This is a genomic window from Cohnella sp. AR92 (assembly GCF_003990975.1).
Lineage (GTDB): Bacteria > Bacillota > Bacilli > Paenibacillales > Paenibacillaceae > Cohnella.
In genome coordinates this window covers 68,210-90,868 of record NZ_RZJR01000017.1, presented here as the reverse complement: position 1 = coordinate 90,868, position 22,659 = coordinate 68,210, and the positions used below count along the sequence as shown (strand labels likewise).

General features: G+C 54.2%; 19 protein-coding genes and 1 tRNA gene. 8 read left to right on the top strand and 12 right to left on the bottom strand.

Annotated features, from left to right (window positions below; all coding sequences use genetic code 11):
* Nucleotides 1-84: 84 nt before the first annotated feature.
* Genes ELR57_RS24050 through ELR57_RS24040 form a run of 3 tightly spaced genes read right to left on the bottom strand, consistent with a single transcriptional unit; the run spans nucleotide 85 to nucleotide 3,811 of the window.
* A complete protein-coding gene (locus ELR57_RS24050; protein ID WP_126961791.1) occupies nucleotides 85-1,884 on the bottom strand; it encodes a type 2 periplasmic-binding domain-containing protein in 1,800 nt (599 codons plus the stop codon).
* 41 nt (nucleotides 1,885-1,925) lie between these two features.
* Nucleotides 1,926-2,894, bottom strand: a complete 969-nt coding sequence (locus ELR57_RS24045) for a carbohydrate ABC transporter permease (protein ID WP_126961789.1) — start codon at nucleotides 2,892-2,894, stop codon at nucleotides 1,926-1,928.
* Nucleotides 2,891-3,811, bottom strand: a complete 921-nt coding sequence (locus tag ELR57_RS24040) for an ABC transporter permease subunit (RefSeq protein WP_238162672.1) — start codon at nucleotides 3,809-3,811, stop codon at nucleotides 2,891-2,893. Before ELR57_RS24040 ends, ELR57_RS24045 begins: the two co-directional genes overlap by 4 nt.
* A gap of 274 nt (nucleotides 3,812-4,085) precedes the next feature.
* On the opposite strand from ELR57_RS24040, the gene ELR57_RS24035 reads away from it, so the two are divergent.
* Together ELR57_RS24035 and ELR57_RS24030 are read left to right on the top strand one after the other, a co-directional pair.
* A complete protein-coding gene (locus ELR57_RS24035) occupies nucleotides 4,086-4,922 on the top strand; it encodes a sugar phosphate isomerase/epimerase family protein (RefSeq protein WP_126961787.1) in 837 nt (278 codons plus the stop codon).
* 461 nt (nucleotides 4,923-5,383) lie between these two features.
* A complete protein-coding gene (locus ELR57_RS24030; RefSeq protein ID WP_126961784.1) occupies nucleotides 5,384-6,670 on the top strand; it encodes an AAA family ATPase in 1,287 nt (428 codons plus the stop codon).
* 144 nt (nucleotides 6,671-6,814) lie between these two features.
* On the opposite strand, the gene ELR57_RS24025 is transcribed toward ELR57_RS24030, so the two are convergent.
* The gene (locus ELR57_RS24025; protein ID WP_126961782.1) at nucleotides 6,815-9,463 is read right to left on the bottom strand and encodes an adenosylcobalamin-dependent ribonucleoside-diphosphate reductase; all 2,649 of its coding nucleotides are present in this window, start codon (nucleotides 9,461-9,463) and stop codon (nucleotides 6,815-6,817) included.
* Nucleotides 9,464-9,827: 364 nt separating this feature from the next.
* Here ELR57_RS24025 and ELR57_RS24020 point away from each other — a divergent pair, with 364 nt between their 5' ends.
* The 3 genes from ELR57_RS24020 to ELR57_RS24010 all read left to right on the top strand — a co-directional run bounded on the left by ELR57_RS24020 (nucleotide 9,828) and on the right by ELR57_RS24010 (nucleotide 13,583).
* Entirely contained in the window at nucleotides 9,828-11,591 is a 1,764-nt protein-coding gene (locus ELR57_RS24020; RefSeq protein ID WP_126961847.1) for a DEAD/DEAH box helicase, read from the top strand.
* Nucleotides 11,588-12,514 carry a YqhG family protein gene (locus ELR57_RS24015; protein WP_126961780.1) on the top strand — a complete coding sequence of 309 codons (927 nt, stop codon included), beginning with the start codon at nucleotides 11,588-11,590 and terminating at the stop codon, nucleotides 12,512-12,514. Before ELR57_RS24020 ends, ELR57_RS24015 begins: the two co-directional genes overlap by 4 nt.
* A 139-nt stretch (nucleotides 12,515-12,653) precedes the next feature.
* Nucleotides 12,654-13,583: a hypothetical protein gene (locus tag ELR57_RS24010; RefSeq protein ID WP_126961778.1), complete on the top strand. Its 930-nt coding sequence runs from the start codon at nucleotides 12,654-12,656 to the stop codon at nucleotides 13,581-13,583.
* Nucleotides 13,584-13,615: 32 nt separating this feature from the next.
* Here ELR57_RS24010 and ELR57_RS24005 read toward each other — a convergent pair whose 3' ends face one another.
* Both ELR57_RS24005 and ELR57_RS24000 read right to left on the bottom strand, forming a co-directional pair.
* On the bottom strand, nucleotides 13,616-14,131 hold the full coding sequence (locus ELR57_RS24005; protein WP_126961776.1) for a cysteine hydrolase family protein: 516 nt from the start codon (nucleotides 14,129-14,131) through the stop codon (nucleotides 13,616-13,618).
* A 107-nt stretch (nucleotides 14,132-14,238) separates the two neighbouring features.
* Nucleotides 14,239-14,451, bottom strand: a complete 213-nt coding sequence (locus ELR57_RS24000; RefSeq protein WP_126961774.1) for a YqzE family protein — start codon at nucleotides 14,449-14,451, stop codon at nucleotides 14,239-14,241.
* A gap of 166 nt (nucleotides 14,452-14,617) precedes the next feature.
* Here ELR57_RS24000 and ELR57_RS23995 point away from each other — a divergent pair, with 166 nt between their 5' ends.
* Nucleotides 14,618-15,346: an N-acetylmuramoyl-L-alanine amidase family protein gene (locus tag ELR57_RS23995; protein WP_238162671.1), complete on the top strand. Its 729-nt coding sequence runs from the start codon at nucleotides 14,618-14,620 to the stop codon at nucleotides 15,344-15,346.
* 59 nt (nucleotides 15,347-15,405) lie between these two features.
* Here the strand turns inward: ELR57_RS23995 and ELR57_RS23990 are convergent, their stop codons facing one another.
* A complete protein-coding gene (locus ELR57_RS23990; RefSeq protein WP_238162670.1) occupies nucleotides 15,406-16,218 on the bottom strand; it encodes a divergent polysaccharide deacetylase family protein in 813 nt (270 codons plus the stop codon).
* Nucleotides 16,219-16,385: 167 nt separating this feature from the next.
* Here ELR57_RS23990 and ELR57_RS23985 point away from each other — a divergent pair, with 167 nt between their 5' ends.
* Together ELR57_RS23985 and ELR57_RS23980 are read left to right on the top strand one after the other, a co-directional pair.
* Nucleotides 16,386-16,958 (top strand): xanthine phosphoribosyltransferase, encoded by a 573-nt coding sequence (locus tag ELR57_RS23985; protein ID WP_126961772.1) that lies wholly within the window; start codon nucleotides 16,386-16,388, stop codon nucleotides 16,956-16,958.
* A 226-nt stretch (nucleotides 16,959-17,184) separates the two neighbouring features.
* Nucleotides 17,185-17,412, top strand: a complete 228-nt coding sequence (locus ELR57_RS23980) for a hypothetical protein (protein WP_238162669.1) — start codon at nucleotides 17,185-17,187, stop codon at nucleotides 17,410-17,412.
* A gap of 122 nt (nucleotides 17,413-17,534) precedes the next feature.
* Here the strand turns inward: ELR57_RS23980 and ELR57_RS23975 are convergent, their stop codons facing one another.
* The 5 genes from ELR57_RS23975 to ELR57_RS23955 all read right to left on the bottom strand — a co-directional run bounded on the left by ELR57_RS23975 (nucleotide 17,535) and on the right by ELR57_RS23955 (nucleotide 22,605).
* Nucleotides 17,535-18,584 (bottom strand): LacI family DNA-binding transcriptional regulator, encoded by a 1,050-nt coding sequence (locus tag ELR57_RS23975; RefSeq protein WP_126961768.1) that lies wholly within the window; start codon nucleotides 18,582-18,584, stop codon nucleotides 17,535-17,537.
* Nucleotides 18,581-19,414: a sugar ABC transporter permease gene (locus ELR57_RS23970; RefSeq protein WP_126961766.1), complete on the bottom strand. Its 834-nt coding sequence runs from the start codon at nucleotides 19,412-19,414 to the stop codon at nucleotides 18,581-18,583. The genes ELR57_RS23975 and ELR57_RS23970 overlap by 4 nt, the downstream gene beginning before the upstream one ends.
* Complete coding sequence (locus ELR57_RS23965) at nucleotides 19,411-20,718, bottom strand: carbohydrate ABC transporter permease (RefSeq protein ID WP_126961764.1); 1,308 nt, start codon at nucleotides 20,716-20,718, stop codon at nucleotides 19,411-19,413. Before ELR57_RS23965 ends, ELR57_RS23970 begins: the two co-directional genes overlap by 4 nt.
* An 82-nt stretch (nucleotides 20,719-20,800) precedes the next feature.
* Nucleotides 20,801-22,123 (bottom strand): sugar ABC transporter substrate-binding protein, encoded by a 1,323-nt coding sequence (locus tag ELR57_RS23960; RefSeq protein WP_126961762.1) that lies wholly within the window; start codon nucleotides 22,121-22,123, stop codon nucleotides 20,801-20,803.
* 395 nt (nucleotides 22,124-22,518) lie between these two features.
* Nucleotides 22,519-22,605, bottom strand: a tRNA-Leu gene (locus ELR57_RS23955).
* Nucleotides 22,606-22,659: the final 54 nt, after the last annotated feature.

Genomic DNA, 22,659 nt, shown 5'->3' with positions numbered 1-22,659 from the left:
CTCCTTTCACTACCTGATTGTAACAAAATTCGGAGGAGGATATCGCATGGATATCCACCCTCCTCTTAAATGAATCTATGAATTTTACTTGGCTGCCAGCGCTTCGGCGCGCATCTTCACGATCTTCTGAGCCCGGGTCGTATCCGTGGCCAAGACGTCATTCCAGCCGAGTCCCACGACGTCCTTCTGCATCTTCGCCCACAGCTGGTCGAATTCCGCTTGATTTTTCGCGAATACCATCTTCCAGGACGTGTTCTTCACATAGTCCGAAATCTGGCTGCGCTTGTTCTTAATGTCCGAGTTATCCGCTCCGAGGCTCGTGTTGATATTGGGGACGATATCGATCATGTTGTTCTTCAAGTAGTAGTCCGTCGCGTTCGTTGCGTTAAAGGTGTTCTGCCAATCCGTCGTCAAAGCCGTCTTGTTCGCTTCGATCGTCGTGCTCCAGTAATTGTTGTTGTAGAATTCTCCCGTATCCGGATCCTTGACGAAGTCGCTCATGATCATGGTGTTGAGCTTGCTCTGACCGTCCTGGTAACCGCCGCCGCCGTACTGATCCGGAACCGGCGTATTCTTCTGGAAGGCGGTCTGTCCGACTTCGGTCAGCTTATACTTGCCGTCGGCCGTCTTCTCGTAGTTGAAGCCCTCGAAGCCGTTCGTGTAGTAGCGCAGCCCTTCCGGAGAGGCGGACCAATCGAGGAATTCGATGATCCGGTCGGGATCCTTCGCTTTCGAGCCGATGGCGAACACTCTTCCGTTGCCGTAATAAGCGTCGCTGCTCTGAATGATGTGCGTGTCCGCGATCGGAACCGACACGTTGCCGTCTCCGTTCTTGCCTCTCTCGATCGTATTATAGAAGCCTCTCTGCCAGGAGTACCACAAGAGAAGGACTTGCTTGTTGGTCAGCTTCTCGTTAACCTTGTTCCAATCCTGGGATGGCGAGTCGGGATCTACCAGACCCATTTGGTTGGCGGTAAACAAGAATTGCAGAACCTTCTTGTACATGCTGTTGTCGTCGATAATCGGCACGATATCGCCCTTCGCGTTCAACTGGATCGTCGTCGTGCCGTCCGGCTTCTCATAGCCGTACCAGTTACTGATCCAGCGGACGTTCTCCATGGCGCCGGTGCCGCCGTCCCAATCCTTCCACAGGGTGATCGGAACGATCGGTTTGCCGTCCGGCGACTTCGGGTATTTCTCATGCATCTGCTTCAAGACGTTGAGCAGATCATTCAGATTGTTCAGCTTGGGAGCACCGACTCCCTTGTAATAATCCCAAGGCATAATCGGGCTCGAGTAAGGGAGCTCTTCCGAGAAGGTCGTAGGCGAAGTATCGGCTTCGAAGGTCGGCAGCCCGTAAATCTTCCCTTCCGGATTCACTTTATCGAAGCCGGCGTTAAACGGCTTAAAGTGTTTGTCCACGTATTGGGACAGGTACTTCGTGTTCTTGATTTTATCCGAGATATCCATGATCAGACCGGCCGGAATCAATTCTTCCATCTGGCTGTTATCGACGATCATGAGATCCCCCAGATCGCCGGCCGCCGATCTCGTCTTGTACAGCTGGTCCCCGGCCACCTGCGGAGCAAGAATGTTCAAGGTCAGATTGAACTTATCCTTGAGCAGCTTGCCGTACCACCCCGTCTGCTCTCCTTGGTAATTGGCCGCATTGTCGAACACGGTGATGGTCAGCGGCTTGCTGTGGTCGATCCCGGAACCCGCTTGGGATGTCGCTGCCCCCGAACTGGAGGAGGACGGTTCACTGGATGCCGACGGTTTATTGTCGGATCCGTTATTGCACCCGGTCAATGCCGCCGATGCCAAGAAGAGACCGGCCAACGTGACCACCATCGATTTTTTTGCGACTTTCCTGCTGTTGTTCATGCGTTACCCCCCACAACGTTAATGTATTATAATGGCGCGGATTAACCTTTAACGGCGCCAATCATAATTCCTTTGACAAAGAACCTTTGGAAAATCGGATAGACTAGCAAGATAGGCGCCACAACGATGATGGTCACCGTCATTCGGATGGAGGTCGTCGTCTGCTTGGTTGCCAGGCTGGCCATGGCCGTCGAGCCGGCGTTCTGCAGATTGACCATGGTCGATAAGGAACTGGCCTGATTAATATAGTTGTATAGAATAAATTGCAGGCTGTAGAGATTGCTGTCCGTCACCAGCAGCAGCGTATCCTGGAACGAATTCCATTGATCGACCGCCGCGAAGATGGCGACCGTCGCCAGAATGGGCTTGCTTATCGGCAGCATGATCTTGAAGAAGAGGGTCATCACCCCGGCCCCGTCGATGCTGGCCGCCTGCTGCAGCTCCTTCGGCGTCGATTCCACGAACGTCTTGACCAGAATGATATAGAAGGGAGCGACCATCATCGGCAGAATGTAGGCCAGGAAATTATTGGTCAGATGCAGGGATTTCATGGTCAAATACCATGGAATGATCCCGGCGTTGAAGAACATCGTGATTACCGTAAACCGATACCAGAACTTCCGCTTCCACATATCCTCTTGGGTGAACATGAACCCCAGGAAAGCCGAAGTTCCTACCGTCAAGGACGTACCGATCAACGTTCTTCCCAAGGAGACGAGGGCGGCATGCCCCAGCCCCGGAATCTTGAACACGTCCAAGTAGTTCTGAAAGTGGATGTGCTTCGGGTAGAACACGATCTCGCCTCTGGCGCTGAGATCGTTGGCGCTTATCGTATTGATGATGATCGAGTAGAAAGGATAGACGCAGACAAAGGCGAACAGGGAGAACAGGGTGTAGATCAGAACCGTAATCCATTTGTCCGCCGTGCTGACCTGGAATTTCATCTTCTTATCCAATCGGCTTCGACGCTCCGGCTCATGGGGCGCCAGCTCAGCTGCGTTATCGCTCATACGATGCTCTCCCCTCTCGTTAATTTGGACAGCCCGTTCACCGAGAAGAGGAGCACGACGCTGATGACGCTCTTGAGCATGCTGATCGCGACGGACACGGAATAGCTGCCGCCTCCCATGGCCAGGTTGTACACGTACAAGTCCAGAACCTGGATACTGTCTTTGTTGAAGGCATTCTGGAAGACGAAGTATTGCTCCAATCCGTTGTTAAGGAAGCTGGCGATCTGCAGCATTAGCAGCACGAAGTAAGTCGGAAGCATGCTTGGCAGGACGACGTGCCGGATGACCTGCATTCTTGTCGCGCCGTCTACATGAGCCGCTTCATACAGGGAATCGTCGATTCCCATAATCGCCGCGATATACAGGATGGCCGACCAGCCCAACACCTTCCAGGTCGTCCACAGCCACATCGTCAGCCACACGTGTTCGGAGCTTTGGAGGAACATAATCGGAGAATCGATCACTCCCAGCTGCTTCAGAAGGCCGTTGACGATCCCTTCGCTGGAGAACATGGAGAAGGCCAGCGAATAGACCAATACCCAGCTGATGAAGTTGGGGAGGGTGGTGACCGTCTGGATGAACTTCCGGAAGCGGACAGCCTTGATCTCGGTCAGGAAGATAGCGAATATCATGGGGAGCCAGGAGAAAAGAAGGTTTAAGCCGCTCATCCCGAACGTGTTCTTGATGATCACCAGCAATTGATCGACCTTCACCTGGTTCTCGACCAAGGAATGGAACCATTTGAAGCCGACGAACGGCGATTTCGACAGCGGAATCGGCGGCATATAGTCGAAGAAAGCATATACCCATCCGTATAACGGATAGTAAGCGAAGACGCCAAGCATAATCATAAACGGCAGGATATAAAGAAATTTGCGAATGCCCATGCTTCTCATGCTATAAGATCGAGTTCGCACCGTGTCACTCCTCTTCTCTGTTTTGGTTGCGCTTTCATTATAGTAAGACGGGAGATTCTCCAACAACGCGCATCTTTTTACTTGCTTAACCGTTGTTTACACAATTGCGGTGCATCCCCGTCCGAGCCCGCCCCGTTCCCGAAGGAACGTCTTCCCTTCGCCGGCTCCCTCCATGCATGGCCTGATAGCCGGGCTATCCTAATGGGCTAGGGATTATGTATAATTAAGGAAATCGCGCGGATCTAAATCTCCGCCCATCCCGGAAGGTGACCTTATGTCCTATATTTCTGTCAGCACCTGGAGCCTGCACCGGCTGCTCGGTCCTTTGCGTTGGACCGTCTGGAATGAAGCCTCCGGTACGCATGAGACGCATATTCAAGAGCAGCCGCTCGTACATACGTTACTTGAGCTTCCCGCGGAGGCTGCAAGGCGAGGATACGCGGCGGTCGAGATAGGCCACTTTCACTTCCCTTCGACGGAGGCAGACTATTTGGACCGTCTGCGAGCCGCGTTTACCGCGGCCGGCGTCTCGCTGGATACGCTGCTGCTCGACTACGGAGACCTGACATCGTCGGATGAGCGCCGCGCCGCAGCGGACCTCGCGCTTGCGAAACAGTGGATCGATGTCGCCGCTGCCTGCGGCGCCAAACGGATCCGTATCATCGCCGGCGAGGCGCTGCCGACGGATGAAGATGCTATCCGACAATCCGCGTCCGCGCTCGGCAAGCTTGCCGATTACGGGAAAATCAAAAACGTGCGCGTCATAACCGAGAATTTCAAGCCGCTGACTTCGACCGGTACCAGCTCTCTGCGTTTGTTGGAGCAAACCGGTTGGGAGATCGGCTTCATCACCGATTTCGGCAACTTCGAGGGAGCGGCGAAATACGAAGACATCGCCCTCTTGTCGCCGCACAGCGTATCCTTGCACGCTAAAGCCCATTATGACGAAGCGGGCCTGCCGGAAGAGGCGGAATTCCGGCGCTGTCTGGAAGCTTCGCGAAGGTCGGGATTCGATGGCGCATACGTGCTCATCTACGACGGCCCGGGCGACATGTGGGAAGGCCTGGAGAGAATAAAGCGAATCGTCGAGCCGATTACTGCCTCTTTGTGACACTTCATGTTTACATTCGTAAGGCAATTGATTCTGCACCAGAGCCGCCATTTTGCGTGTTAACTTCCAGAGGGTTTGAAAAAATCGTTTGAAAAACCCGGACATACCAAAGGGGGCACAAAGGTTGCACCGATACTTTCGGATTGATTGAAATATGTTGAAGAATTTTCGCTAAAGTTTGCAAAGGCTTGATATCTTCCTTATGGATTGAATTACTTTCTTTGTTTTCATATAGTTCTCAATGGTATTGTCTTACTACCAAACCTGAAATGATCGATCAGATTGATTGCAAAATAAATACCGGCATCGAAACTAAGCCAGGCAATTTTCTAAAAAGTAAACACCTCTCGACCAAGAACCTCGGTTCAACTCAGAAAGAACATTGACCTATATACTAATTTTTTCTAAACTTAACCCTAAGAATACGGCTGTATACCATATGTTGTCGCTGGGGGATCTTAATGATTGATGAAGAATATTTTGAAGCCAAAGTCCGGAGAAATATGTTTTTTCTTAGAATAGATGAAGCTAAACATTACTTCACATTCTTTCAAATTGATATTGATGTATTAATCGATGACAAATGGGTTGCCGCTACTTTTAATAGAAAGATTGATCATAATGGGAATTGGATTGTATCACTGAAGGATGAAAAGAAGGAAATCATACTGCCCTTTGGTAAAAAAATTAAAATGAAAAAAGCTTTGTACGTGCCTGGTGGTGGATTCAGTTACGGGAGAGAAAAAAAGACACATATTATACCCATTTCTGTGTTCATTAATCATGAAGATTATAGACATCTTAATACACACCTGAGAAAAGAATTGGCATCTTTACTCGATGTGGAAAAACGTTTGAAAATAAATCCAGCGCCTCCTAAGGAAGTGAACATTACATTACAAAATAATAAGAGTGAAATTTCAAAATACAATGCCTCCCTGTCTTCCTTTACCTTTGATCTTGAGGAAGAACTGAAAGACATAATTGGCCTTAAGAAGATAAAAGAATTCCTACGTACATTGCAAGCGCACATTCGTGTATCCAAGGAAAGAGTTAAATTTGGGTTACCCGTTTCTAACCAAACGTTACACATGGTCTTCACAGGAAATCCAGGAACGGGTAAAACCACAATTGCAAGAGTTGTAAGTAAAATGCTCTACCATCTGGAGGCATTAAAAGCAAACAAATTAGTTGAAGCTGATCGTGCAAATCTAGTAGCAGAATATCTTGGTCAAACTGCTATAAAAACAAAAGAAGTTTTTATGAGTGCGTTAGATGGAGTGCTTTTTATCGACGAAGCTTATGCACTATACCAAGGAAACAACGATCCGTACGGTAAAGAAGCAATAGATACTCTCGTTAAATTAATGGAAGATTACAGAGAACAAATAGTCGTTATAATTGCGGGATATGAAAAAGAAATGTCTAACCTTCTCAAACTAAATCCAGGTCTGAGCTCTCGTTTCCCAGATCAGCTACAAATACATTTTACTGATTACACATCTGAAGAACTACTAGAAATTGCATTAGGATACTACAAGGAAAATCAATACATTGTTACAGAAAAGGCTAAGATTTTAATACAAAGACGATTAAATCAAACTAAAATGCAACCTGACTTCGGAAACGGTAGAGCTGTAAGAAATTTGTATGAAGACTCGCTACGTCAGCAATCACTTCGATTAAACAATCATCCCAATTTAACAAAGCAATTATTGCTTACGATAACTGAGGATGATATTCGTTAAGTAATCGTGAACAATAGGCGAGCTAAATAACAAGGCGTTGATTGCGGAAACTCATTCGAAATGTTATTTGCTTCGAAGCATTCTAACAAAAACAGGAAGCCCCCGAACGAATACGTTCGGGGGGCTTCCTGTCTTAAGCTTATCTTACGAGCACTTGCTATATCCGCAGTTCGCGCAGGTCTTGCAGCCTTCCACGTTCAGCAGGGATGCCGAGCCGCAGGAAGGGCAGAAGTCCTTGGACGTATACGGCTGCATGGAACCGGATCCGCCATGAGAGCCATGATCGTGATCGTTCAGCACGTTGAACGCCGTCGAGGCTGCGGCGATCGGCGCTTCGCTGGCGGCCGATTGCTCTTCTTCGGCGAGCATATCGGCGTGCAGCTCGAGAGCCTTGGCGACGGCATCCGCGATCGACTCGACGCGGTTCGGACCGAAGCCGACGGCGCCGGAGCCGCCGATGCCCTTAAGATGCTTCACGAGCAGCTGCACCTTGTTGCCGTGGTCGCCGTACCGGAGGAACAGCGAGCAGACGCGGCCGAGCGCTTCCGCCATCGCGAACACGTCGGAGCCGGCCTTGCCGACGTTGAGGAAGATCTCTCCCGGCGTGCCGTCGATGTCGTTCACGGTGATATAAGCCATGCCGAACGGCGTGTTGAACTTGTAAGTTGCGCCGCGCAGCACCTTCGGACGCTTCTTGTACTGCTTGTCGAACTCGCCGATCTGCTTCGGGGTAGCCGTAACCGGAAGAGATTCCGCAAGCGAGCCGATCGTGGCAGTTTCCGGTGCCGATTCCGCAGCCGGAGCCGACTCCTTGGTAGCCGAAGCCGAGGCGGTAACCGCAGCAGCTTCTTCCTTCTTCTCGTCCTTAGCCGTGCTCAGAACCTGAACGTCGCGGCTGCCGTCGCGGTAGATCGTGACGCCCTTGCAGCCGAGCTCGAACGCGAGCTCATAGAGCTCGGCCGTCTCTTCGACCGTGAAGTCGGCCGGGCAGTTCGCCGTCTTGGAGATCGAGCTGTCGACCCAGCGCTGGATCGCCGCTTGCGCGCGGATATGATCCTTCGCGGACAGGTCCATCGCGGTGACGAACCATTCCGGAAGCTCTTCGCCCGGATGGGCGTCCTTCCATTCTTGGGCGATCGGCACGAGCTGCTTGTCGAAGCCGAGGCGGCTCTGGCGGAAGTATTCGAACGCGAAGTACGGCTCGATGCCCGTGGACGTGCCTACCATCGTACCCGTCGATCCCGTAGGAGCCTGGGTAATGACCGTCACGTTCCGCATGCCGTTCTTGCGAACCGATTCCGTTACTTCCGGATAAACCTCGTGCATGTTCTTCATGAAGCCGCTTTGCAGGAACGGTTCCGCATCGAATGCTTCGAACGAGCCCTTCTCTGCCGCGATCTCGGTCGAAGCGAGGTACGCTTCGCGAGCCATGAACCCATACAGCTTGTCTAGGAACTCGAGGCTTTCCGGGCTGCCGTAACGAACCTCCAGGCGAATCATCAACTCGGCGAGCCCCATCGTGCCGAGACCGACGCGGCGCTCCTTCTTCTGGTTCGCTTCGTTCTCCGGGAAGTGATAAGGCGTCTTGTCGATGACGTTATCGAGGAAACGCGTCGAGTAACGAACGACCTTCGCCAGCTCTTCCCAAGCGACGTCGTGCTTCTCGGCGTCGTAGAACTTGGACAGGTTGATCGCCGACAGGTTGCAGACGCCCCAGCCCGGCAGGCCTTGCTCGCCGCAAGGATTCGTGCAGATGATCGGGTTGAAGTACCAGCTGTTGGACATCTGGTTGTAGTATTCCATGAAGACGACGCCCGGCTCGGCCGACTTCCAAGCCGATTCGATGATCGTGTTCCATACTTCGCGAGCCCGTACCGTGCGATAAGGGATAACGGCCTTGCCGGCCTTCTTCCACTTGTCCAGGTCTCCGTCCCACAGCTCGTCGTACTCGGGATCCTTCGTGTCCGGGAATACCAATTCCCAGTCGAGGTCTTCCTTGACCGCCTTCATGAAGCCGTTGCTCACGCAGACGGACAGGTTCGCGTTCGTCACTTGGCCCATCGTCTGCTTGACGGTGATGAAGTCGACGACGTCCGGATGCCAATCGTTCATCATCAGCATCAGCGCGCCGCGACGGCTTCCGCCTTGCTCGATCAATCCGGTCGTATAGCTGAACAGGCCGCCCCAGGAGACCGCGCCGCTGGAGGAACCGTTCACTCCCTTGACGACCGCGCGACGAGGACGCAGCGAGGACAGATTGATGCCGACGCCGCCGCCGCGGGCCATGATCTCCGTCATCTCGGTGAGCGTCTCCATGATGCCGCCGCGGCTGTCGCGTGGAGATGGAATAACGTAGCAGTTGAACAGCGTCAGCTCGTCGCTGGCGCCCGCGCCGGCCGCGATGCGTCCGCCGGGAACGAGCTTCCAATCGTCAAGTACCCAGCGGAACTTCTCTCTCCACTCGTTCTGCTTCTCCGGCGCTTCGACCGATGCCATCGCTCCGGCCAGGCGATCCCACATCTCTTCCGGAGTCTTCTCGATCGTCAGCGTCAGCTTCTCCACATCGGACTGCACGACTTCCCCGCTTCTCGTGCGAACCGTCGCGATGCGCCCGTCGCGGGCGATTACTTCGCCGACTTCCTTCGCCGGGAATTTCGGGTCGTCCTTCGTCAGGACAAGAACGACATCCCCTACCTTCGCTTGAGCGGATTCCGCGTTCTTCCAAGCATACCGGTCCAGGAATATTTTCTCGCTTAACCCTTCCAACCGCTTCGTCTCCACCGTCGTCTTCAATCCGGTACACCCTCTCTTATTGGCTTTCCTGCAACGTTCCCCAGTCTCGCAGCAACAAAGATAATGTATGTAAAATACTCAATATATTGTGTGCGATAACCATTATACTACACCACATATGGCGAAGCCACCGAACAATAGTCCTACTCGCTCGAAAGATGCCGGACGAGGTCGAACGCGCTCGTTCTTCCTCGCGCAATCTCTCTTTTTCGTCGCTTGATTTGTTTTGAATGGCGGTCCTTGGTTCATACTAATGGTTATTCCGCCGCAGGCGTCACGGCGCTCGCTCCAAGTCAGAGCTAGGAGGCTAACCAAGTTGATCAACGATCCTCTTCAGAACCCAACCGATCTCTCGCCCGGCGGGATGGCCCCCGAAGCCCCGGGCGGCGCTCCGGCCGAGATCGCTCCCCCTTCCCGGCCGGCGCAGCCTGCCCGCAAGCTCAATTCGCTCGTCGATCTCTATGTGGACCGAAGCTCGTTCGAAGAGCTCGAGAGACGGATCGAACGCAACGGTCCCTGGGACGATTGGGGCCTGTACCAGATGGCTTGGGAGGCCGAAGAAGCCTGCCGCATCGACGACTTCCACGAGCTTCAGTCGCTGCGCGCGCTTCCCCAGCTGACGCCGCTTCCCCATCAGCTCGATACGGCCCGCCGCGTGCTTCACGAGATGCGGGGACGCGCCATTCTAGCAGACGAAGTCGGTCTCGGCAAGACCATCGAAGCCGGACTGATCCTTAAAGAATACCTCGTTCGGGGACTCGTCAAGCGTGCCCTGATTCTCGTGCCCGCCTCCCTCGTTCTGCAGTGGGTTCGCGAGCTGAACGCCAAGTTCGGCATCCCGGCGATCGCCCAGAAGAAGGAATACCACTGGACGAACGACATCGTCGTCGCCTCCATGGACACGGCGAAGCGAGAGCCCCACCGGACGTTCCTGCTCGAGGGCGAGTACGACATGCTCATTATCGACGAGGCTCATAAGCTCAAGAACAAGCGGACCGGCAACTATCAATTCGCCGGCGATCTGCGCAAGAAGTATTGCCTGCTCCTGACCGCTACTCCCGTGCAGAACGATCTGAACGAGCTCTATAACCTGATCACGCTGCTCAAGCCCGGCCAGCTTGGCGGCGAAGGCGACTTCGCCAGCAACTTCGTCGAGGGGCGGCGCACCGCCAAGAACGAGGACCGGCTTCAAGCCGCGCTCGGCCAGGTCATGATCCGCAACCGCCGAAGCGACGGCCAGCTGGAGTTCACGAAGCGCTCCGTCACGAACGTCCCGCTCCATCTCTCTCCCGAGGAAATGGCGCTGTACGACGGGGTCACCCAATACGTCCGGCAGCATTCCCGCACGGAGTCCGGCGACATGGCCAGCATGCTCTCTCTCGTCACCCTCCAACGCGAGGTTTGCTCGAGCCGCGACGCTGTTTTTCTAACGTTGATCAATCTGTCCAAGAAAGTCCCCGAAGGCTCCCCGCTTCATTCCCGTATCTGGGAGCTGGTGGAGCTGATCCGCAATATTCGAGCCAATACCAAGGCCGAGAAAACGATGGAGCTGATTCGGAGTCTCGACGATAAGGTAATCGTATTTACGGAGTATCGGGCCACTCAGGACTACCTGATCCGCTACCTCAAGGAGCACGACATGGCGGCCGTCCCTTATCGGGGCGGCATGAACCGGGGCAAGAAGGATTGGATGATGGACCTGTTCCGGCGCCGCGCCCAGGTGATGGTCGCCACCGAAGCCGGAGGCGAAGGAATCAACCTTCAATTCTGCCACCATATCATCAACTTCGACCTGCCATGGAACCCGATGCGCGTCGAGCAGCGGATCGGAAGAGTCCATCGGCTCGGCCAGACCGAGGACGTTAGAATCTTTAATCTGTGCACGTACGGGACCATCGAAGAACATATCGTACATCTGCTCCATGAGAAAATCAATATGTTTGAGATGGTAATCGGGGACTTGGACGAGATCGTGGAACGGATGGAGAAGGAGGAGACGCTGGAACGCAAACTGGCGAGAATGGTGCTGGAGTCCAGCAGCTCCGCGGACCTTCGCGAGAAAATCGACGGGCTCGGGGATTCTCTCCTCGACGCGAAGAATCAGCTTCAAAGGGAGCGTAAGCCATGAACGCCAAACAAGCGCAGAAGTTCGCCCTCTCCTACCTTCAGGCGACGCAGTGTCACATCATCGAGAAAAGCCCGAATCATGTCACCGTGAAGCTGTCGCCGGAAGCCGATCGCGCCTTGACGGGAAGGCCTTATTATTGGAGCTTCGTCGATCGCACCGGCTCGGAGCCGGAGACGATGACCTACCGCTGGAACTTCCACGCTCCTGGGGAGGAGGAGCCTTCCGCGGGAGCGGCTTCGACCCACGCGGATTTGTTCCAACCGAATCCGGCGGTTCCAGGCCCGCAAGCCGCGCCGCTGCAGCATAATGGGGTTCGGGTCATTCAGGACGACGTCTACTTCGGATCGAGGCGGCTGGCGCAGCTATTCGACTCGATCAAGCAAGCGGGACGCTGCGTTACCTTGTTCGCCGAGCCGACGCGAGGCCCCGGCAATCCGTTAAGCTCTCAGCCTTATACCGCTTGGCTGGGAGCGAACTTCAAGGTCGGCTACGAGTGCGACATGAAGCGGGAAGAGCTCTATGGCGTCGGCATCTCTCTGGCGACCGGCGTCATCGAGGAACGGTTCCTCGCCCGGCTTCGGGAGACGCGCCTGACACCGCGCCTTCCTTCCAACGTTCATCTGCTTCGCAACGGACTGTCCCTTCGCAAGGCGATGAGCCAATTGGAGAGCGCGCTGGAACGGAAGATCAAGCAGAGCGACTTCCGCTGGGCGGAGGAAGCCGAGGAACGCAGGCTGGACGAGCTGGAGCGAGTCGATCAATACTACAAGCCGATGATCGAACGGTCCGCGACGAATGAACAGAGGGAAGCGATCACCGCTCGCTACGAGCAGCGCGCCCATGAGATCGATTGGCAGTATCGTCCTCGCGTCACTCTATCGGTGATCAACTGCGGGATTTTCCACTTGCCGGGCATTGAATAAAGGAAGGTTCATAAAAATAGTTCCTTGACCCTAGCCGGATCCCGACAGGTTCTAACAGATTCGGCAAGGCCTGTCCATTATAATGCAGAGATCGGCAGAGCAACGCGCAAGAACGAACTGCCGATGGAGGTGATCGATCATGCATCCCTTGAACAAAAAACCGTTTGCGGCGGCTTTTCTTCTTATTCTGTTCGCTGTCGTGCTGGCGGGTCCGAGTCTTGCGCAGGCTTCGACTCGATCGGCCGGGCAGTCGGCCGCTCCTCCTGCCTCCGCGGCTGCGCATGAGGCTCTGATGAAGCAAGCGAAGAGCTGGGTGAAAGCCCTATCGGAACAAGAGGCTTTCCAAGGCTGGAAGAACGCGAAGCTGCAGATCCAAGCGCTTGGACCCGGCACGCACGGCTGGCTGATTACGTTGCACGACTCCAAGAAGCAGCCGATCGGCTACCTCGTCGCTTATGCCGGAGACAAACAAACGTATCAGCTCGGCGAATACGGGCTAGGCAGCCAGCCTCTGTTCGACGAAGCGACCCTCAAGCGTTCGCTGCTCGACAACGGGCTGATCGGCTCGATGACGGATTCGTCTTATCGTACCGTCAAACATTACGCCCATCCGTTCGCCGCCGTGTGGGAAGTAACCATCGACAAGATGACGTATTGGCTCGACGCCAAGAGCGGAGAACTCCTGCCGCTTGACCAAACCGCATGGAGCTTGCTGGAGCAGGATTCTTCCGCTATGAGAAGCTTATCCCGCACCTCTAATAATCAAGCTAGCGGAGACGCGAAGCGAATCATATTGAACGCGGCTTTCGATCCTTACGAGCGGCTGCCCTGGCTGCTCAAAGAACAGCCCTTCGACGCTTCCGACGAGTCGGCCTTCTCCGACCGCCTAGCCTCGAAGCAACAGCTTCGCTATGTTTCCGAGCCTTTCGGCGACAAGATGCTTTATGCCCTTCCCGTGGTCGGTTACCTCCAGTGGTCCGGCGGCCGAATCGACGCCGCTCTGGACATGAACGGTACTCGTTTTATACCGCTCACCCAGCTTGTCCAGCTTGGCTTATTCTATAAATAAAGGCTATGATACCTTCTCCGGTCGAATAGGGATTAGGATATGCGTTCATTTATGAACTCTAAATATCGATGGCTCCACATCTTCTCATAAAATTCAATCGTTTCTTCTGCAGACATAATGGAGTTATTTAAGGTTGAGGTTGCGTTTCTTACCATATGGTTTTGGTAACCCAACCCATGCGCGAATTTAATAGTAGCATCCATGCAGTATTCCGTTTGGGCACCGCAGAATTCGATACTCCGTATATTCATTTGATCTAATATTTCTTTTAAGTTGGTTCTGTAGAAGGAATTTGCATGTACTTTATTGACCAATAAATCTTGTTTTTGAACGTCCAGTTTCGCATGAATAGCCCATGCTTCCTCTCCGGGCACTAAGTCCTCATCGCAATGCTGAACGAATACAATCGGTTTATGCGACTTCCTATACAACGAGATTCTTTCATTTACTCGAGTAAGCAGTTTTTCTAATTCGAACAAGTGCTCGTTGTTGTGGCATACGCCATTTTGTAAATCGATAACGATCAGAACATCCGCACAGCTTCCCATAATCTCTCCACCTCGTTATTTCTCTTAAACTTATTAAATATTGTTTATCTAACATCAATATGAAGATTTAATCAAGCAAAAAATAAAGAAAGCCGCAGGCGCTCGGTTCACGAACCGGGAGCGTGCGGCTTGTTTCTGCGGCGATGCAGCCACCAGAGATGCATCCCCATGGGCAGCATCCCGAACATCTGGGTATACCAGGGAAGCCTGCGGCTTCTTTTGCGTTCCCGTTCCGGCTCCTTCTCCTCCTCGGGAGTCGATAAATACGTGGCGACGCGCTGAACGACTTCCTTCACTAGGTCCGAACCTTCGTTTGCCACTTCGCACCCCTCCTTCGCTTTTTCTTAGCATGCCCCGCTTAAAGGAGATCTAAACGGCGTTTCCGATCCCTCATGCCCCGTATGAGAATGCCCGATCCGAGCCACGATAGAGGAGTGATTGGGGTATTCGTGAGGGTAAGCTTCCGTTAAGGAAAGGAATGATAAAATGATAATCAACCGCTGCGGCATGCGCAGAATCGGATGGCTGACCGTTCTGGGCATCGCGGGAGCGGCGCTGCTCGGAGGATGGGCTTCGCCGCCGGAGTCGGTTCCGAGCAATCAGCCCCTGTCTCCCCACCGTTACACGATGCCTCATGCGGAAGTTCTGATCGACGCGGGACACGGCGGCATCGATTCCGGTACCCACTGGGGCGACATCTTGGAGAAGGATATTAATCTGGCCATCTCCCGCAAGCTGTACATCGTCCTTAAGAGCCGAGGCGTTGAAGCCGTGCTTAACCGAACGGGAGATTATGCGCTAAGCGACGACAATCGCTGGCATAGCGCTTCCCGGCACAATCGGGATCTCTCCCAACGGAAAGGATTGAGCGATGTGATCCACCCGGAGCTGTTCGTCAGCATTCATGTGAACTGGTCGAAGAGGCGAAGCAACCGAGGCCCCATCGTCATCCATCAGGACGAGGGCCGCAGCGCTCTGCTCGGCTCCTTCATTCAAGACGGCTTGAATCGGCAGCAGCACTCCAGAAGGCTCTCCATCCCAAGCAATAAATACTACGTTCTCAATCGCGTGAAAGTCCCGAGCGTCATTGTCGAGACTGCCTTCCTCAGCGACGCTCGGGACCGGGAGATGCTCACCTCGCCTCGCGGGCAATCCCGAGTCGCCTTGGCGATTGCCGACGGGATCATGGCTTATCTATGTGTATCACCGTCCTGATGAATCGAATAAAGGGCTATGCAGACCGGAATCCGCATAGCCCTTTGTTCGTTTTCGTTCTACCTCTGAGCGGGAAGCGGCGGCAGCAGCTGCGTCAGCCTGACGAAGCGGCTAGTCCGCTCAAGCTCGGGAATAGCCGATCGCAGCGTTCCCGAAGTGATCAAGCCCCCTGGCCCGACATGACCGATCGTGATGCACCTCTCATGCTTGTCCACGTGCTCCCGAACGACCCGAAGCTGCTTGGAGACGTGCTGCGTCGAGTATACGTCGTCGAGGAACACATCGTTGCGCAGCAGCGGAATGCCGACCTCCGCCGCTACTTTCGGAATGACCGATTTGTAGGAGGTTCGGCTGTCCAGGAAGAACAGCCCCTTCTCCTTGCACACCTGCAGGACGATTCTCATGACTCTCTCGTCCGCGGTCGCTTTGGAGCCCATATGATTGTTCATGCCGACCGCGTGCGGAACGTCTTGGATCGCCATCTCCACTCTTTTGCGGATCTCCTCGTCCGACAGCGTAGTCAGGATCGCGTTCGGCCCCAGCCAACTTGGCTTTCCTCTAACGGGCTCCATCGGCAGATGGACAATCACGTCATGCCCTTTCTGGAAGGCGGCTTCCGCGTCCTTGCGGGTTGTCGGAAGAAAAGGCATAACCGCGACGGTCAGCTTGATCGGAAGATCGAGCATCTGCGCCGTTCCTTTCATGTTGTTGCCCAAATCGTCGATGACGACCGCTATCTGGCGGACGGAAGTGCCGCTCTCGGAATGGACGGAATCGCCGGACTGCGCCGAAGCTTTGCCCGATGCCGCCGCCATCAGGATAAGCGCCCATAACGCCAGCTTATAACCGAACCTGCTCTGGTTTGCTCTCAACCTATGTATTCCTCCTTGCCCTCCGGTTAGACGTACCGTCTAAAGTGTGTCAGAGTTCGGGAGAAAATATGCAGCGTCCGATACGGAAGCAAAAAAAACAGCAATTCGCCTCGATACCTGATGTATAATGGAAGACGATATTCAGCTGTGCAAAGGAGATATGTGTCATCGAAGCTCTTAAACGTAAAATCCTTCAAGACGGAGTCGTCCTCGGCAGCCAAGTGCTGAAGGTGGATTCCTTCCTCAACCATCGCGTGGATCCCGCCCTCATGTCCGCCATCGGCGACACCTTCGCCGGTCTGTTCGCGAATGACGGCATTACCAAGGTCCTCACGATCGAATCCTCCGGCATCGCCCCCGCCGTCTTCGCGGCGCTGCGGCTCGAGGTCGATCTTATCTTCGCACGCAAGCGCAAATCGCTGACCCTGCGCGATGATCTCTATACAGAGAAGGCTTATTCTTTCACCAAGCAGGAGGAGAATGAGATCACGGTATCCAAGCCGTTCCTGAGCCCGGACGACCGCGTTCTCATTATCGACGACTTCCTGGCCAACGGCCAAGCCGCGCTTGCCCTCGCCAGAATCGTGAAGCAAGCGGGAGCCCAAGTGGCCGGAATCGGAATCGTTATCGAGAAGTCCTTCCAGACCGGACGCCAGACCCTGCTGGATGCCGGCTACCGGGTCGAATCCCTGGCCCGGGTCGCTTCGCTGGAGAACAACTCGATTCAATTCGTCGAATAGAATTGGAAGGGAGCCTCTATCGGCCTGCGGGCGAATGGGGCTCCTTTTGCTATGCCCGCTTTCTGGGCGAACCCCCCATTTTCCCCGTACATTAGCCCGCAGCTTCGCCATTTCCCCCGACATTTGCCCGTTTCTGACATGGACAGGTGCCAGTAGGCGTTTAAACAAGCAGAGCATTCGCCTTGCCCGTATAATAAAGCACATCCCAGGAAAGGAGTTGGCTGATTTGTCTTCTTGTCCGCAATGCCCTACCAAGACGGTATACGATCCGCCACAAGTCGTATATGAAGACATCTATCATCCTCAGGTCGTTCAAGTCGTGCACCACGTAGAGGTCGTTCGCCGCCACCACTGCGTACCGGTTCCTCACCACGTCTACACTTGTTCCTCCAAAGACGTGTTCTGCGACGAAATGGCAGAAACTCGCGGCATTCGTCGGAGAGGCAGAAGATAAAGATCGGGACGACTCCGGCTCGCGAAGCTGCATAACGGCAGCGGGATGCCTAAGGACAGGGCGATCTGTCTTCGGCATCCCGCTTCGTTGTTCTTCTTATGCGGCGTGAAAGATAAAGACTTCTAATATACTAAGATATCCTTAGGTTTCTTGATGCCCAACGTCGATTCCCTGGCTACCAAGCGGTGGGGAACGATCACCATCCGGGACTCGGGCTCCTCTTCTTGAAGATGTCGCAGAAGAAGATCGACCGCCTCGGAACCGATTCGATCGATGCCGATGTCCATGCTCGTGAGCGACGGAGTCGTCCATTCGGCTATCGCGCTGTTGTTGAATGCCACCAATGCGAGCTGCTCCGGAACGGGTACTCTCCATTCGGCGAGGATTCGCAACACGCCGACACCTATACGATCGTCCCCGAGGACGAGCGCCGTCGGCGGATTCGGCTGACCTAAGAAAAGAGAGAGCGAGCGATGCGCGCTTCTCATCAATGCTTCGCTCTCGAGCAGCCATGCCTTCGCGGGAACGACCCCCGCTTCCCTCAATGCCCGTTCATAGCCTTCAAGCCGGTCCCAAGAAGCCGTCAATCCGGAAGGTCCGAGGGCAAAGCCGATTCGGGAATGGCCGAGCGACAATAGATGGCGAACGACGTCCCTGCTCGCGGCGCGATTGTCCGTATCGACCGACCAAATATCGGCGCGGAACTCCCGTCTTCCGATCCTTACAAACGGGAAATTCGATGCCTCGAGACGATCCAACAGCCGTTCGTCGTCTTCCGAACCGAAGAGTACGACCCCTTCCACTCGATTCCCCTGAATAAGGCGTTCCAACGAGGACAGCTCCTCGAGTATGGTTTCTCCGCTCGCCAGCAACAGATCATAATGGGAGCGACTCGCTCTTGAGCCGATTCCCCGCAGCAGCTCCAGCGTCATCGTATCAGGATACCCGTACCCCGATGCGCGGGACAGCATGACGCCCAGCTTGCGGCTCGCTCCGCTGACGAGACTTTGCGCGGCGGAGTTGGGGTGATAATTCAGCTCCTCTATCGCTTTAAACACTCGCCTTTTCGTTTCCTCTCTCACCTTCGCTTTTCCCGCAATGACCCGCGACACCGTGGACATCGCGACTCTGGCCCGTCTCGCGACCTGACGGATCGTGACGGGCTTTCTCACCCCTTCGACGCTCCTGCCGTCAAGCCTTCCACAAGATATCTCTGAAGGAACAGGAACAAGAGCGTGACGGGAATGGCGACGAGAACGGCCCCCGCCGCGAAGGTAGTGAACTCCGTCGAGTTGCGCTGGCTGACCATCTTGTACAAGCCGACGGCGAGCGTACGCTGCTCCTCCGTTCTTAGGATCAGGTCGGCGAAGATGAAGTCGACGAACGCTCCGTTAAAGATCATAAGGCTGGCATAAGTCAACATCGGCGTGGATAAAGGGACGATCACGGAGACGAACACGTTCAGGTGGCTGGCACCGTCGATTCTTGCAGCGTCCTCCAAGCTTCTCGGAATCGTATCGAAGAATCCCTTCGCCACGAAGACGTTCGAGATGATGGAGCCGGAGCTGTATACGAGAATAAGCGCCCAATGCGAATCCAACAATCCGATTGCATTCAGCATGACGAAGATGGCGATCATGGCCATGAAGCCCGGAAACATCTGGAGCACAAGGAATACCTTAAGCGTCGTCTTGCGTCCGGCGAATCGGAACCGCGAGATTGCGTAGGAAGACAGGAGCAGCATAAATGTCCCCAGGATCGTTGAGCACACCGCTACCTTTAGAGTATTCAAGAACCAACGCGGATACATCGTTCGCTCGAACAGGTCGCGGTAATGGTCGAAGGTCATCTTGCTGGGGATCAGCGTGTCGCTATATAGGCTATTGCCTTCCTTAATCGAAGAAAGGATGATCCACAGCGCCGGGTACAGGCTCAGGAAAGTCAGGACAATCAGGACCGCGTAAGTCAGAAGCAGCTTTCCGTTATCTGAGCGTGTTCTCATTGAATCATGTCCTCCTCCCGGTACGATCTCGTTCGCGTGTAGCTCCAGATGGAGATAGACCCCACGATGAGGAAAATAAAGATTCCGATCACGGAAGCGAAGCTGAACTGCGATTGATTGAGCGCCAGCTTATACAACCAGGTGACGAGCAAGTCCGTATGGCCGGCGAATTGGTAATTGATATTGACCGGTTCTCCATTCGTCAGAAGATAGATGACGTTGAAGTTGTTGATGTTGCCTGCGAATTGCATGATGAGAATCGGAGCGGTCGAGAAGAGCACCATCGGCATCGTAATGTATCGCAGCCTGTGGTACGAGCTTGCTCCGTCCGTATCCGCCGCCTCGTATAGATCCTTCGGTATCGTAGTAAGCACCCCGAAGGCGAGAATCATCGTGATCGGTATTCCGATCCACATGTTGACCAGGATAACGGTGGTCTTCGCCCAGAACGGATCGGTCAACCACGGCAAGCCTCCAAGACCGATTCTTCTCAGGTAATCGTTAATCGGACCGAATTGGTTATTGAACATATTCCGCATGACCAGAAGCGAGATCATATTCGGAATCGCAAACGGAATAATAAGCGCCGTACGCCAGAACTTCTTGAACCGGACTCGCGGCTGGTGAATCAGAACCGCGACCAGCACGCCTCCGATGTAGGTCGTCGTCGTCGCAATCACGGCCCAGATCAACGTCCACTGCAGAACGCCGCCGAACGTATGGCTCCATTGCTTGAGGCTCAGCATCTTCGAGAAGTTATCGAAGCCGACCCAATCAACCAGTCTCGCCGGCGGCAGGATCGGATCCGCGTAATTCGTGAAGGCGATCAGGATCGAGAAGACAAGCGGCAGCACCGTCAAGAAAGAGATCGTAAGGAAAGCCGGCAGAAGGATGATATACGCGAAGTTCTTCTGCCCCAGCGAGGAGAGCGATTGCCGGAAATTCCGAACATCTTCGCCCGCCTCCCGCGCCTTCGCCACGAGATAAGCGTCCCTAATGTTCAGTACGTAGTAGAAGACGAACAGAAGCGCCGCGATAACCGCAACCAGCCCATTGATCATCATGAAGATGGAGTGGTCGCCTTCCACCATCTTCGTCAGCTTGCCGACCTTGACGAACCCGGTCGGATTGGTTCCTAGCGTTATCAAGCCGATCAAGTGATCGAAGAGCTCGAATATCAAGCCATAAATGCCGATCGCCCCGAATGCCGCGAATACGATTCCTTTGGTCCACTGGCGATTGCTCAACTGCCCCAACCCGAACATAATGGCGGACAGAATAGCCGCCCCTACAGGCTTCCTCATTCGTACCATAGCCCTCTTTTCCTAGTAAATCGAGCAGTGAACCCTAGCCCGCGGCGGATAGCGCGGACTAGGGCATTACGCGTTAGCCTCGTGAACTAATGCCGTCCTGAATGGACTTCACCATTTTGTCCAGTGTGGACTGGATATCGAGGCTAGAATCGTCCCAAAGGGCGATAAACGTCGCCTTCATGGCATCCCATGCCAGGTCCATTCCGGAGTTAGCGGGCATCGGAACGGAATGCTCGAACTGTTGGTAGAAGCCGCTCGTGATCGGATCGTTCGCGATCAATGGATCCTCTCCGGCTTCTTTGCTCGCGGGGATCGCTCCGGTCATCTGATAGTTCTTCAGCTGGTTCTCCTTCGTGCTCGCGAAATGCGCGAACAGCCGAGCCGCCTGCGGATAATTCGTGTAAGAATTGACGTAGTAGGACTTGACGCCGGAGAAGGATATCGAATCCTTGCCGTTCGGAAGCTTGGGAAGCGGAGCGACTCCGAAATTGACCGAACCCTTGAAAGCGGACACGGACCACGGACCGTCGATATTTAACGCGAGCTTGCCTTCCTTGAATAGCTCCGTCTTGACGTCGTACGTAATGTCTCCCGCGTTCATCGGCAGAATCTTCTTCAAGGATCGAAGGAATTCGAAGCCCTTAGCCGTATCCCCTTTGTTCAGGCCGATATCTTGGTCGTCTTTCCCGAACACGTAGCCGCCGTAGCCGCCGATGAACGGGTAGGAATAATAACCGACGAATTCCCACATGATCGCGTACTTCTTCTGCTTCGCATCCGTATAGGTCTCTCCGAACTTCAAGATCTCGTCCCATGTTTTCGGAGGCTCTGGGAATAAATCTTTGTTATAAAATAACGCATACGTCTCGATGGACTTCGGGTAGCCGTAAAGCACGCCATCGTAGCTGGAGGCGTTCAACGCCGCTTCGGCCGAGTCCGCGCGAGTCTCCTCCTCGAACACGTCATTCGGAAGCAGCAGGCCCGCTTTCGCCGCCAAGCCAATCTGATCGTGAGGAAGCGTCAGCACGTCGGCCGCCGTCTTTGACGGTCCATCCGTCGACAATCTCGTGCCCTGATCGCCTCCGGCCACGACTTCCACCGTTACCGGCACGCCGTACTTCGCCTCGAACTCCTTCCCTAACTCCTTCATGTACTCGACCTGCTCATTCGCCTCCCATACGACAAGCTTCGCTCCCGGCTCCGGTTGAAGGTCCGCTCCCTCATCCCCGGACGGGGCCGCCTGCTCGGTGGAGACGGCTTGAGACGCGCTCCCGTTCGCCGGGGCCGTTCCGTCTGAGTTTCCGCTCCCATTCGTGTTGCCTCCGCATCCCGCGAGGGCGATCGACGCCGCCATTATGGCGCTTGCAACTTGAACCGTTCTCTTTGTGTTAACCATGTTCCGACCTCTCCTTCTCGATACCTATTCGTCGCTGTCCGCCCCGTCTTCCGTTGCTTCCGGACGCAACAAAAAAAGGGCACATCCTCCAAGTTACATTAAGTAACCGAGGATGTACCCTTTTCTACGGGTAACAGGGCCTTCAACTTGGCTCAAATTATATCGGACAATAAAAGCGCTTGCAAATACCAAATAGCCCAATAAAGCGGGGTCAATATCCCATTCTCTTCCACATAATCGCATTTGCTCGTTCTTAGGAAGTTGCAGAAGCGAAATTCATCGTTGCCGGCGGAATCGGTACGGTTCGCGAGACGGACCGGTGACGGTAGACAGGGGATTAGCCGCGTAAACCAAAAAAGAGGCCTTCATCTGAAGGCCTCTCGGATTCTTTAAGGTGGTGCGGTCGAGAGGACTCGAACCTCCACGGTATTGCTACCACTGGAACCTGAATCCAGCGCGTCTGCCAATTCCGCCACGACCGCGTATCGCTGTTGTCGTTGTTATTCGCAACGTCAGCGAAATATAATTTACCACAG

What these genes read in the sequence shown, in the direction of transcription:
- ELR57_RS24050 (WP_126961791.1), bottom strand. Translation starts at nt 1,884, where the DNA reads ATGAACAACAGCAGGAAAGTCGCAAAAAAATCGATGGTGGTCACGTTG.
- ELR57_RS24045 (WP_126961789.1), bottom strand. Translation starts at nt 2,894, where the DNA reads ATGAGCGATAACGCAGCTGAGCTGGCGCCCCATGAGCCGGAGCGTCGA.
- ELR57_RS24035 (WP_126961787.1), top strand. Translation starts at nt 4,086, where the DNA reads ATGTCCTATATTTCTGTCAGCACCTGGAGCCTGCACCGGCTGCTCGGT.
- ELR57_RS24030 (WP_126961784.1), top strand. Translation starts at nt 5,384, where the DNA reads ATGATTGATGAAGAATATTTTGAAGCCAAAGTCCGGAGAAATATGTTT.
- ELR57_RS24020 (WP_126961847.1), top strand. Translation starts at nt 9,828, where the DNA reads ATGGCCCCCGAAGCCCCGGGCGGCGCTCCGGCCGAGATCGCTCCCCCT.
- ELR57_RS24015 (WP_126961780.1), top strand. Translation starts at nt 11,588, where the DNA reads ATGAACGCCAAACAAGCGCAGAAGTTCGCCCTCTCCTACCTTCAGGCG.
- ELR57_RS24010 (WP_126961778.1), top strand. Translation starts at nt 12,654, where the DNA reads ATGCATCCCTTGAACAAAAAACCGTTTGCGGCGGCTTTTCTTCTTATT.
- ELR57_RS24005 (WP_126961776.1), bottom strand. Translation starts at nt 14,131, where the DNA reads ATGGGAAGCTGTGCGGATGTTCTGATCGTTATCGATTTACAAAATGGC.
- ELR57_RS23995 (WP_238162671.1), top strand. Translation starts at nt 14,618, where the DNA reads ATGATAATCAACCGCTGCGGCATGCGCAGAATCGGATGGCTGACCGTT.
- ELR57_RS23970 (WP_126961766.1), bottom strand. Translation starts at nt 19,414, where the DNA reads ATGAGAACACGCTCAGATAACGGAAAGCTGCTTCTGACTTACGCGGTC.
- ELR57_RS23965 (WP_126961764.1), bottom strand. Translation starts at nt 20,718, where the DNA reads ATGAGGAAGCCTGTAGGGGCGGCTATTCTGTCCGCCATTATGTTCGGG.
- ELR57_RS23960 (WP_126961762.1), bottom strand. Translation starts at nt 22,123, where the DNA reads ATGGTTAACACAAAGAGAACGGTTCAAGTTGCAAGCGCCATAATGGCG.